This window comes from Xanthomonas pisi DSM 18956 (assembly GCF_001010415.1).
Taxonomy (GTDB): domain Bacteria; phylum Pseudomonadota; class Gammaproteobacteria; order Xanthomonadales; family Xanthomonadaceae; genus Xanthomonas; species Xanthomonas pisi.
Genome location: NZ_JPLE01000035.1, coordinates 1 through 11,835 on the forward strand (window position 1 = coordinate 1; position 11,835 = coordinate 11,835).

Annotated in this window: 9 protein-coding genes, 3 tRNA genes and 1 pseudogene; 1 reads left to right on the plus strand and 12 read right to left on the minus strand. The window is 60.5% G+C overall.

The window, feature by feature from the left end; genetic code table 11:
- Positions 1–343: 343 nt before the first annotated feature.
- The 3 genes from Y887_RS09320 to Y887_RS20240 all read right to left on the minus strand — a co-directional run bounded on the left by Y887_RS09320 (position 344) and on the right by Y887_RS20240 (position 2,888).
- Positions 344–961, minus strand: coding sequence for a GIY-YIG nuclease family protein (locus tag Y887_RS09320; protein ID WP_046964066.1), 618 nt, complete (start codon positions 959–961; stop codon positions 344–346).
- A gap of 313 nt (positions 962–1,274) precedes the next feature.
- Entirely contained in the window at positions 1,275–2,198 is a 924-nt protein-coding gene (locus tag Y887_RS20235) for a hypothetical protein (RefSeq protein WP_146093434.1), read from the minus strand.
- A 354-nt stretch (positions 2,199–2,552) separates the two neighbouring features.
- On the minus strand, positions 2,553–2,888 hold the full coding sequence (locus Y887_RS20240) for a hypothetical protein (protein WP_146093433.1): 336 nt from the start codon (positions 2,886–2,888) through the stop codon (positions 2,553–2,555).
- A gap of 147 nt (positions 2,889–3,035) precedes the next feature.
- Between Y887_RS20240 and Y887_RS09325 the strand changes: the two genes are divergently transcribed.
- Positions 3,036–4,196 (plus strand): AlbA family DNA-binding domain-containing protein, encoded by a 1,161-nt coding sequence (locus Y887_RS09325; RefSeq protein ID WP_046964067.1) that lies wholly within the window; start codon positions 3,036–3,038, stop codon positions 4,194–4,196.
- 532 nt (positions 4,197–4,728) lie between these two features.
- Here Y887_RS09325 and Y887_RS09330 read toward each other — a convergent pair.
- The 9 genes and pseudogenes from Y887_RS09330 to kdsB all read right to left on the minus strand — a co-directional run.
- Positions 4,729–5,976, minus strand: a pseudogene (locus tag Y887_RS09330) (tyrosine-type recombinase/integrase); the annotation flags it as partial.
- 220 nt (positions 5,977–6,196) lie between these two features.
- Positions 6,197–6,272: transfer RNA gene (locus tag Y887_RS09335), tRNA-Gly, on the minus strand.
- Between the two features lie 79 nt (positions 6,273–6,351).
- A tRNA-Cys gene (locus Y887_RS09340) sits at positions 6,352–6,425 on the minus strand.
- Between the two features lie 68 nt (positions 6,426–6,493).
- Positions 6,494–6,569, minus strand: a tRNA-Gly gene (locus tag Y887_RS09345).
- A 36-nt stretch (positions 6,570–6,605) separates the two neighbouring features.
- Complete coding sequence (gene pgsA / locus Y887_RS09350; protein ID WP_046964068.1) at positions 6,606–7,238, minus strand: CDP-diacylglycerol--glycerol-3-phosphate 3-phosphatidyltransferase; 633 nt, start codon at positions 7,236–7,238, stop codon at positions 6,606–6,608.
- Positions 7,238–9,094 (minus strand): excinuclease ABC subunit UvrC, encoded by a 1,857-nt coding sequence (gene uvrC / locus Y887_RS09355; protein WP_046964069.1) that lies wholly within the window; start codon positions 9,092–9,094, stop codon positions 7,238–7,240. The genes pgsA and uvrC overlap by 1 nt, the downstream gene beginning before the upstream one ends.
- Positions 9,091–10,509 (minus strand): nhl repeat protein, encoded by a 1,419-nt coding sequence (locus tag Y887_RS09360; RefSeq protein ID WP_046964070.1) that lies wholly within the window; start codon positions 10,507–10,509, stop codon positions 9,091–9,093. Before Y887_RS09360 ends, uvrC begins: the two co-directional genes overlap by 4 nt.
- Before the next feature lie 23 nt (positions 10,510–10,532).
- Positions 10,533–10,997, minus strand: a complete 465-nt coding sequence (locus Y887_RS09365) for a low molecular weight protein-tyrosine-phosphatase (protein WP_046964071.1) — start codon at positions 10,995–10,997, stop codon at positions 10,533–10,535.
- Positions 10,994–11,773 carry a 3-deoxy-manno-octulosonate cytidylyltransferase gene (kdsB, locus tag Y887_RS09370; protein ID WP_046964072.1) on the minus strand — a complete coding sequence of 260 codons (780 nt, stop codon included), beginning with the start codon at positions 11,771–11,773 and terminating at the stop codon, positions 10,994–10,996. Before kdsB ends, Y887_RS09365 begins: the two co-directional genes overlap by 4 nt.
- Between the last annotated feature and the right edge of the window lie 62 nt (positions 11,774–11,835).

Genomic DNA, 11,835 nt, shown 5'->3' on the forward strand with positions numbered 1-11,835 from the left:
TCAGGGCGGGGGGACGTCGGCTCTTCGCCAGGAGCCGGCCTATCAACTCGACTACGATGCCGGTATCGGCCAGAAGCCGCCTTCAGCACCGTCACGTGGCTGACTCCTTCAGGTTTACCTGTTTCACTCACGGTCCAGTGTCTATGGTGGCAACAGCCATTGCTCTGTCAGCATACCGAGCTCAGCTGCGAATTGCCGACCTTAATCCCATCAATGCGGCAGTCCCTCGATAGGGATCCAACTCCGTAAAGCTGACGCGCGCTCCGATACCTTAATGACTCCGCTGTATGACGCCTGATCAGGATAAGATAAGGCCAGCGATGCTGTTTTTCACACCCAGAGATTAGAGCCAAACTTGGTCAGGATTGCACCAAGCGTGAAATTCTTCCAGATAGTCTAGATAGGGCTTGATCAGACCCACGTCGTAGCCGGCGGCTTGCGCAAGGTTATACATGTCTATTGGCGTTGGTCTGATTATTTTTTTGATTTTTCGCATCGACCGGACACTGATCCCATTTCGGTTATTTGGTCCGTCGTAGTACTCATACAGTTCTTCGTTATCAACAGTAAAGCCGCGTTTTGCGATGATCCAGTCCACTTGACTCTCGGCATAGTCGGGGCGTATCTGGAACCATTCGGAGTCACGTCCCGAATCGAGATGTTTGAGCGGAGGACCAAAAGCCGACCCCCTATTGTGGATGTAGCCCTCAATAGCGCTCAATTCCTCCCGCGAGATTCCGAATGTGCACTTCGCCAGCTCATAGGTCGTGAACAATGTAAGAAACGGGTTATACGTCCGACCTTCGGCAATTCGGCGGCTGGGGGTTTCTTTCGTAGTAAGGCCGATCTTGCTGAAGCTCATGTCACGCATGTCTATCGCGATATAGATCCAGCCATACTCCTTAAGGGGGTAACCTGCATAGACCGGGTTGACTTCCCGGAATCCGTTCTCATTGTTCATCGTAGATTCCTGCAACAGGCATTCTTTTCAGTTCATGAGCAAGAATAGCAGGCCCCCCTGCCAGGGACCGGCATCAAGCAACATAGTCTTGGACTGGTCGGCAACGGCTAGGCCAGTTCGTGAAAACATCGTGTGGTCAACTTAGCTCAGGCGACTGCATCTGCCGCACGGCAACTTTAAGCTGCGGAGGTTCGAAAGGCACCAATGGGCCCGAATCGGACTCTTTGATTTCTTTTGACCAGGCTAATGCGAAATTTTATAAAAAAGGTCGTTCGGCTTCAGCCTCAAGTGTTTCGACTGTCGCCAAAATTGACTAAATTCGGAAGCACGGAACATCGCGCTCAATAACGCTAATCGCGCGCCCTGCCATCTGAGGTTTTGTTTTCACATCGCCGCGTTCTAAAGTCGCAACTTGAATCGGGGCAGGTGCATAAGGAATCATTATGGCATGAGACGCACTGGGAGGGCCGAAATCAAGGTCATCCGCACGTTTGTAAAGGAAAGTCATCAGCCCATCTTCCCGTGAACCAATTACATCCACATGCAGCAAATCGGCTCCGATCTGCAAGAAGCAAGACCGCTCAATATTGTGTGACTGTTCAACTGAAATAAAAGAATTTGTTTTTCTGGACTTGCCGCCAGCTGAAACTGGAATTCGATTATTCGCGTGCGTGTAGCATGCCGGCAAAAATATACCTGGCCCGTAGTAGCTCGTACCGCCATTCACATGCGTCGACACGGGCGCAGTGGCGCCGGAACGGGCTATGAGTGGCAAGTCTACAGCTCTTACAAGGTGCGCATCTCTCTCCTCGTGATCAAATCGCACAGAGATTACACAAAATTCGACTTTGGAATTCAGAAGCAAGTCGATATCCGCTAGCAAATCGTCAAGTTTGTCTCGTTTTGTGGCGTTGACATATTTTATTTCTATTTTTCTGCCGAAAACGCGAATATCTCCATCGCTTGATCTAGTGGACGGAATCTCAGTGTTGTTTGGCGAGATGTCCTCATATAAATGCGAACAGATAACTTGCCTAAAGTTATCTTCATCTCGCGTTGACCGCGTCCATGCAGCACGACCTAGAGCGCGAACAAGAATTGTGTGAAGCTCTGTTCTGTACATGATTAACTTCTGTCTAATATATTCTGAAGGTGAAGCGTCAAAAGCAACAGTGCGTACAGGAAGAACCGAAGCGTTATTTTGATGGGGCGGCATCTCGAGATTTCGAATGCTCATTGCGCAGCTTCTTGAACGTCCGCTTCTGGCCGATAGCGGCCATCAACAGCCTCCCCGATCCGGGCCCTAGGCAGTCGCTGGCTGTGCCAGCGGCCAGCATGGGCCTCGTTTCGCGCGCGCGACACGAACATCTACGCAGCAAGCGAGACGACATTTGCTCAACTTGAGTGGCGCGAAATCGACAGAAACTCATGTTTAGTGCCGCGACCGTACTCATGTCCAATAGCGCCCAGCTATGCGCTCCCTAGCACAGCATGGACTTACGGAGCCGCCGTTGGCAAGTTCAATGGCGTTCGCAGAGACAGGCGACAGTCGAGCCCGTCTAGTCTGGATCGGACTCGGCTGATTGGTCGCTTATCCGTGTGTTATGCAGCGGCCGCGCCTTCCTGCTGCCCATACTGCGGGGCTGGCCACCATGGAAAGGCCCGTAACAATTGCCTTGCAGGGCTTGCCGGATTTGGTAAAGCCGGAGCAGACTACTTTGTAGCCTGAACGGTGCCACGCGAGATAGTCCTCTCGACTCACACCATAGTGTTCGGCGAAGTATCCAACAGGATCGGCCGCATACCTAATCACTTCCTCGGCAGAGAGCGGAACAGTCGTTTGACCATGCGGACTGTCATGCATTGCGTAAAACCCAACTTGCTTCTCGGCCAATTCATTGACAACGTCTACGAGTTGATTGGTCATGACTAGGATTCGGACACCAGTGAGAGGACAGATAATAGCTCGTGGCCAGAGCGTCGAAGGCGCTTCAAGCAATCGCTTGGTCCAAGCAGATTCAGGACGATGCTCGGCTTCTGACGGCATCTGGCCAGATTTGTGCATGATGTCGCCATGACCATCGAACCATGGGCTGACGCCCAGCTATCTGAAGCGCTTCCTCGGATTGCTCAATGCGGCGAGAGTGAGAGTGTCGAGTTCAAGCGGGAGTTGCCAAAGCAGGTACGAGATCTTGCAAAGGAGATCGCAGCCTTCGCTTCCAGCGGCGGTGGCCAGCTCCTTCTTGGCGTGGCAGACGATGGCTCGATTCCAGGAATTGCAAATGCACATGACCCAGCGGTGCGAGACGATTTTGAAAGAAGGGTAGTGGGCGTTTGCCAGATCATCGACCCTCCTGTCCGGCCTCAAATCAATTGGGCATCGGTCAATGGGGGCGGCGTTCTCGTCGTCACCGTTAAGAAGGGTTCGGAATCTCTGTACTACGTGGATTCGCGTGCATACATTCGGCACGGCACTGTCTCCCGACCGGCGACGCCTGCGGAGATTCGTGCTGCCTTGGTATCCGGCGAGCCTGCTGAGGGTGCCAAGAATCACCCTGAGCTATCGGCGCTGGCCGATGTGCTTGCCAATGTGCGGCGCTGGAGCGATACGGACGCCGAGATGCGAAGCCTGAAGCCCTGGGTGGACGAATGGTCGGCTGATGCAGAAAACTATGCGTCGAAGCTGAGCGACCTGTCCGTTACCGACTGGGCTGTAGAGAGCCGTGTCAATGAAAAGTTGGACGCCACAGCAGAGAAACTCGATGAGCTCGCGCAGTTTCGGCACTACCTAGGCGGAGGGGACAGCTTTGACGACGTGTCCAACGCTGCAGGCTTCGCTGCTGCAGAGTTGATGCGCGAACTGGTCGATCCTGTCCAAGTCAGCGAAGAGACTCAGCGTGAAGTTCTGGAGACGGTTGCCAAGCTGGCTCGCAAGTTGGCCCAGATATGGGATCGTGCCGGGAAAGAAATCTTCGACGGACGCGTCGAGAAGGCCCAGCAGGAGACCTATGGCGTGGGTCAGCAAATCGCAAAATGGACTTACTTTAGGCTGTCCTTGCTCCCGGAAAGCACGCGACTCGATCTGCGCCGGATCGGTCTTGGCCTGCTCCAACTAGTGTCCATGAGGGTCTACATGGATGGCGGCGCGTCACTTCAGCGCATCGTTGATGACGCTCAGGTTCTGGTGAACGAGTTGAAGTCGAGCGTGGAGAGTTTCCCGCGCTTCGACCGGTAAGTACGTTGTTCGCCTCTAGTTTTAGCCTTGGACTGCTACGAACTACACCCAGAGGCTTGGATTGCAGAGCCTAGGCACTGACCAGTTCCAGCAGCCAGCATTTATGTGCTAGCCCCAACCTCAGGTCGCCGTAAATGCACAATCCACGGCTCCCATGCGACACCTGGCTCGAATGCAGCGCGTTCGCGCCAGGATCTTGAATGCTCGCTAGGCCCTCGTCAGATATTGACTTGCGTCCCTTCGATGGAAGCAGAAGTATTTTGATAGCGGCCATTTTTCATCCCCGCCCGAAGTCGCACGTACGGTGCTGCAGCAACCGCTAACCGCCGCGGCGACTTCGATGTGTCCTCTGAATCACCCCGCTTGCTTATGGACGTGCGCGCACGAAAGCATTTCCACCCTCACCGGCTCGGGCAAAGAGTTGGCCCAGCAACTGCAGTGCATCGTCCTTGGGCCGCAGTTGCCCCGAGGCGAGCGCCTTGAGATAGGCCTCGATCACTTCCAGGCTTTCTGGGGCCACGGGCGATGCGCCCGCTTCCTCAACCTGTTCCCCGGCCTCCCAACGATCCAGTCGGTTGGCCCAGTCCTGCATCATCAGACGGCGCTGCTCCACGTAGGCCGCATGGTTGTAAGCGGCACGAATCTGGTTGGGGTCGGCGTGCGACAGTTGTGAATCAATCCACTCCACACGGTAGCCGAGCTCATTCAGTGCGGTGGAGATGGTGCCCCGGATGCCATGACCGGTCAGCTGCTCTTCGTAGCCCATGCGACGCAGCGCGCCATTGAGCGTGTTCTCGCTGATAGGCTCTTTGAGGTCGTCACGATTGGGCAGCAGATATCGCTGCGCTGGCCGCCGTGCCTGCGCGTCGAGCAGTTCGCGGACGATGGCAATGGCCTGAGTCGACAGTGGCACCACATAGGGCGGCACGGTCTTGCCTTCCTTGCGCATCTTCAACTGCAGTTGCTTGACGATCACTGCGGGGATAGTCCAGAGGCCTCGTTCCAGATCGAACTGCTCGGGCACCGCCGCGCGCAACTCGCCTGTTCGAACGCCGGTCAGGAACAGCAATTGAATGCCCTGGCGCGTGGTCTTGAAGCCACGGTACTTGCGCAATGTCCGCAGGAACGCGGGCAGTTCCTCTATGCGCAGGAACGGGTTATGGCTCACCGGCGGCTTGGGCACGGCCACGATGTCCAGATCGCTGGCAGGGTTCGCAGGCAGGCCCTTCTCCACCATCGCGTAGCGGAACATCTGGTTGAACCACGTGCGCACCTTCTCCGCAGTGGTCAGCGCATGGCGGCGCTCGATCTTGCGCAACACTTCCAGCAGGTGTGCCGGCGTCACGTCAAAGATGGAGACCGCGCCGAGCCAAGGGAGCACGTCCTTATCGAAGATGCGATTGATCTGCGACAGCGTGCTTTGCCGGCCAGCCTTCAGGCTCAATGCCTTGAAGTCCCGCCATGACTGAAACACTGCCTGGAAGGTATGCGTCGCTGCAGCCTGCGCCTTTTCTTCGGCCTGGCGAAGATGGGCGCGGGGATCGACCCCATTGGCAAGCTGCGCTCGGAGTTCATCCCGGCGGCCCCTCGCCTCCTTGAGGCTGATCTCTGGGTACGGGCCGAGGGCGATGCGAGACTGCTGGCCCAGCCATGAGAAACGGAAGTGCCACTTCTTCTTGCCCTTGGCACTCACGAAGAGCAGCAAGCCGTGCGCGTCGTTGAGGGTGTAGTCCTTGCCAGTTGTCCTGGCCTGCCGCACGGCAGTATCTGTCAAAGCCATCGAACTCTCCTTCAGGATGAGGAGAGGTGTACCGACGTCGATGGAAGCAGCACAGCCGAAAACCGGACAACCCAGCGCCCGGATTTTCAGTACTAATTTATGTACTAAAAATGCGTGGCTGGGGGTGGATTTCAGCAGACTTCGCTAGATGCTCCACAGACAGAAACCACTGTGGGATCAAGGAGCTATGGACTTCAGTGGAAGTCCATAGCATAAGAATTGGAGCGGGAAACGAGACTCGAACTCGCGACCTCAACCTTGGCAAGGTTGCGCTCTACCAACTGAGCTATTCCCGCGTGAAACTAAATTGTACAGCTTGTCACTTCGTTGCGCTAGTCCCGCCATCGTTGCCGATGCGAAACAGCGACTGCAGTATGGAGGCCTGGGCCGGAATTGAACCGGCGTACGCGGATTTGCAGTCCGCTGCATAACCACTCTACCACCAGGCCGAAACATCAAACCCAAGGCATCCTGCCTTGAAACAACGAGACCTCGGACAGGGGGCCTTGTCTAAATCTGGAGCGGGAAACGAGACTCGAACTCGCGACCTCAACCTTGGCAAGGTTGCGCTCTACCAACTGAGCTATTCCCGCTTGGGAGGCGAAATTCTACAGCGAACAGGATAGCTGTCAACTGTTGCTTTCGATTTTTTTCGGCTTGTTGCTGATCGCCGCTTTTTCGTCCGCGCGCAGACTTGGCCATGCTGCCTGCAGATACTGAAAACCGGACCACAACGTCAGCAGTGCCGCAATCGCCAATGTCCAATAGCCGGCACGGAAGATCAGATTGCCCAGCCAGATTTCATGCGTGGGCATCTGCCCGGGAGTGACCGAATACAGCAGGCAAAGCAGCGCGACCATCTGCGCAGTGGTCTTGATCTTGCCGATCGCTGCAACCCGCACCTTGGCGCGCTGGCCGATCTCCGCCATCCACTCACGCAAGGCGGACACGGCGATCTCGCGGCCCACGATGACCGCCGCCCAGAACGCCATCCACGGTGTGGGATGACCCTGCACGATGAGAAACAAGGCGACAGCGACCATCAACTTGTCGGCGACCGGATCGAGGAACGCGCCGAACGCGGAATACTGGTGGTACCGCCGCGCAACCCAGCCATCCAGCCAGTCGGTGATGGCGGCCAGCGCGAACACACCGGCGGAAGCAAAGTTCGTCCAGGTGTAGGGCAGGTAGAACACCACGACCAACACCGGGATCATCAGGATCCGCAGCAGTGTCAGCCACGTGGGGATGGTCAACTTCATTACGGGCTCGACTCGCCTGGCGCATCGGGGAGCGCCAGCCCATGCAGGTTAGCGTAGATTCGTGCGGCAAGTGCGGCATTGACCCCGTCTACCCGCGCAATCTCGGCTTCGCCGGCCGCCTTGAGACCGACCAGGCCGCCGAAATGCTTGAGCAGGCTCGCGCGACGTCGCGGGCCGATGCCGGGGATGTCCTCGAGCTTGCTGGTCATGCGCGCTTTCTGGCGGCGCCCGCGGTGGCCGGTGATCGCAAAGCGGTGCGCTTCGTCACGCACCTGCTGGATGAATTGCAGTGCCGGCGATGCCGCACCCGGTCGCAGTTCGCGGCCATCGGCCATGATCAGCGCCTCGTGCCCTGCCCTGCGCTCCTCGCCCTTGGCCACGCCGACCAGCATCACGTTCTCCACGCCCAGGTCGGCCAGTGCAGCCTGCGCCTGCGCCAGCTGGCCGGCACCGCCGTCGATCAGCAGCACGTCGGGGAGGACGCCGTTTTCTTCCACTGCACGTCGGAACCGCCGTTCGATCGCCTGGTGCATCGCCGCGTAATCGTCGCCCGGCGTAATGCCGGAAATATTGAAGCGGCGATACTGGCCGCGCACCGGGCCGCTGGCGTCGAACACGACGCACGAGGCGACCGTGGCTTCGCCCATGGTGTGACTGATGTCGAAGCACTCCACGCGCTTGACCTGCTCGGGCAGGCCGAGCATCTCGCGCAGCGCTTCGCTGCGTGCGTGCTGCGCACTCTGGCTGGTGAGCTCGGTGACCAGGGTCAGCTGCGCATTGCGCGTGGCCAGCAGCAGGTAGCCGGCACGCTCGCCGCGCACGTTCCACTTCAACGCCACCTTGTGCTCGGCGGCGGCGCTGAGCGCAGCCTCGATCAGTTCGGCATCGGGGATTTCGCGATCCAGCAAGATTTCGCGTGGCGGCCCGTGTTCGGCGTAGTACTGCGACACGAATGCGGCCAGGATTTCGTCGGCGCTGTCTTCGCCGTTGGTCTTGGGAAAAAACGAGCGCGTCCCCAGATTGCGGCCGTCGCGGAAACTGAGCAGCAACACGCAGGCCTGACTGGACTGGGTGGCGCAGGCCAGCACGTCCAGGTCGGCGGCGCGGCCGTCGACGTACTGGCGGTTCTGCATGCCGCGCAGCGACGACAGCAGATCGCGCAGACGCGCGGCGCGCTCGAATTCGAGCGCCTCGCTGGCCTGCTGCATCGACTGCATGATTTCTTCGCCGAGCTGGTCGCTCTTGCCTTCCAGGAACATGGTGGCGCGGCGTACCGATTCGGCGTAATCGGGCGCGGCCACCAAATCCACGCACGGGCCGCTGCAGCGGCCGATCTGGTATTGCAGGCACGGCCGCGAGCGGTTGCGAAACACGCTGTCTTCGCAACTGCGCAGCTTGAACAGCTTGTGCATCAGGCTCAGCGTTTCGCGCACGCCGGTCACCCCGGTGTAGGGGCCGAAATAGCGCCCCTGCACCGCACGCGGGCCGCGGTGCAACGCGATGCGCGGCCAGTCTTCGCGCGTGAGCAGCACATACGGGTAACTCTTGTCGTCGCGCAATGACACGTTGTAGCGCGGCGACAGGGATTTGATCAGCTGGTTTTCCAGCAGCAGCGCTTCGGCCTCGCTGCGGGTCACGGTGACGTCCATGCGCGCGACCTGCGACAGCATCGAGGTCAGCCGCGCATTCTTTGGCGTGCCGTTGAAATAGCTACCCACACGCTTGCGCAACGCACCGGCCTTGCCGACGTAGAGCAAGGTGTCGTCGGCCGCATACATGCGATAAACGCCGGGTGCGGTGCTCAGTTGCGCAGCAAACGCCTTTCCATCGAAGTCGGCTTTGGGCCTTGCGCTCATTCTTCTATCGCAACATCGCTCAATGCGCCGCTTGCAAGGTCGTAACGCAAGACGGCGTGGGCGTCGGTTTCGGCAATCCAGACTGCGCCGGCGGCGACCGCCAACCCTGCCGGTCCGTGCAGACGACGCGGCAGCTCGACCGTGCTGAGCTCACCGCCGCCCAGGCGCAGGCAACGCAGCCGTCCGTTGCCGGTGTCGGCAATCCACAGCAGCGGCGAATCGGCGGCCAGTGCGATGGCTTGCGGAAACTGCAGGCGCGCGGTGCCGCGTGGGCCGTCTTCGTCGCCGAACTGCCAGATGCCCTGCCCGCCCACCAGTGTCTGCACCAGATCGCCGCGCAGCTGCATGGTGCGAATCGACGAACCCAACCCGTCGCAGACGTAGGCCACCTGCTGCACGGCTGCCAAGCCGGCCGGCTGGGCGAATGCGGCGAGGTGGCCGCTGCCGTCGCGGATTTCGAGGGCGCCGGTACCGGCGCGTGCGCTCAGTGCAGCCCGCCCCAGGTCGTAGCTCCAGACACGGTTGTCGCCGGCCATGGCGATCAACACCTGGTTGTCGGCAATGGCCAGCCCCTGCGGATAGTTCAAAGCAGACGCACCAGCGAACGCCAGCGGCCCTTCGACCGGCTCGCCCGAGCGGCCGGTGCCGCACAAGGTGTCCACCTGCCCGCTGCGCAGGTTGATGCGCCGCAGCGCATGATTGCCGGTATCGGCGACGTACAGCTGATCGCGCTCCAGCGCCAGGCCCTGCGGGCGCCGAAAGGCCGCCTCGCCGGTACCGCCATCGATGAGATCGGCATTGCCGTGGCCGAATTGCCGCAACACCCGCCCGCCATGCGTGCATTCGAGCACGCGGTGGTGCCCGGTGTCGGCGATATACAGGCGGTCTTCGGTGGCGGCCAGGCCGGTCGGAAAACGCAGCGCCAGCCGCGGCTCGGGTTCGCGCTCTGCGATGCCCTGCAGGTCGGCGTCGGAGGGCGGTTGCTGGCCTTCGCACAATGCCACCAAGGCCTTGTCCAGATCACCGGTGACGCCCACCAGACGCTGGCGCTCGCGGCCATAGGCATCCAGCAGGACCAACGTGGGCCAGGATTCGATACCGAAGCGGCGCCAGGTTTCCCAGTCCTTGTCGAGCAGGATCGGCGCGCTGACGCCGTGCCCGCGCAGTTGCTTGAGCGAGCGTTGCGGCAGGCGTTCGCTATCGAAGCGCGGCACCTGCACCACGATCACCTGCAGCCGCCCGGGGCTGCGCGCCTGCCATTGCGCAAGCTCGGCAAGACGCTCTGCGCACCACACCGAGCTGGCATTGACGAATGCCAGGACGAGCGCGCGGCCGCGATGCTCCTGCAAGGTGGATGGCCTGGCATTGAGCCAGGTGGGAAATTCCGGCAGTTCCTGGGTGAGCTGGGCGTTCATGACGCAATTATGCCCAAGCGTGATTAGCCGCGGGTGAGTCTGGCGACCGTCCGTCGCGCCGCGGTATCGACCAGCTGCCAGACCTGCTCGAAATCCTTGCTGCCGCCGGTGTACGGGTCGGGGATCTCGTCGCGCGCATCCACGCCGGCCCACGGCAACCACAGCGCGACCTTGTCGCGTTGCGCTGCCGGCGCCAGACGCTGCAGATCGCGCAGATTGTTGCCGTCGGCGCACAGCAGCCAGTCGAAGTGTTCGAAATCCTCCTGGCGTACCTGCCGTGCGCGCAGGCCGGAGAGATCCACGCCATGGCCGCGCGCGCAAACAATGGCACGCGGGTCTGGCGGATCGCCGGCGTGCCAGTCGCCGGTGCCGGCCGAGTCGACCTCGATGCGGCGCGCCAGGCGTGCCGCGTGCAGCCGTGCGCGCAAGGCGCCCTCGCCCATCGGCGAGCGGCAGATATTGCCCAGGCACACGATCAAGACCTTCATGCCGATGCCACGCGCGCTTGTGCCCGTGCCAGATCCTCCGGCGTATCGATGCCCGGCGGAAACTGCTCGGGCGTCAACGCAACGGCGATGCGATGACCGGCTTCCATCGCACGCAGCTGTTCCAGCGATTCGATGCGCTCCAGCAGGCCGGGCGGCATCGCTGCGAATTGCTGCAGGAATCCGGCGCGATAGGCGTAGATGCCGATATGGCGCAGCCATTGGCCGTCCTCGGGCAAGCGGCCGCGCTGGCTGGCGAAGCTGTCGCGGTGCCAGGGAATCGGCGCGCGGCTGAAATACAGCGCGAGCCCGCCTGCGCTGCGCACCAGCTTGACCACATTGGGATCGAACAGGTCGTGTGCGCTCTCCACCTGCGCGGCCAGCGTCGCCATCTCCGCGCCCGAGCGCAGCAGCAGCTCGGCGACCGCGCGAATACCCGCAGCCGGCGCAAACGGTTCGTCGCCTTGCAGATTCACCACGCAGACATCGGTGCCCCAGCCGGCGATGCGCGCGCATTCGGCCAGGCGATCGGTGCCGGAAACATGGTCGCTGCCGGTCATCGCGACGTGCACGCCGGGCACGCCCTCGATCGCGTCGGCAATCCGCACATCATCGGTTGCCACCCATACCTCGCGCGCGCCTGCCGCCAGTGCCCGCTCGGCCACGTGCTGAATCATCGGGCGGTCGCCGATCAACTGCAGCGGCTTGCCCGGCAGGCGGGTGGATGCGTAACGCGCCGGAATGGCGACGACGAAATCGGCAGACGGGTTGTTGGTCATGGGTCGGGTTCTCTGCAGCAGGGGTGTTGGAGCGGCGGGACGGTCGAGCAGGTGTGGCGTTC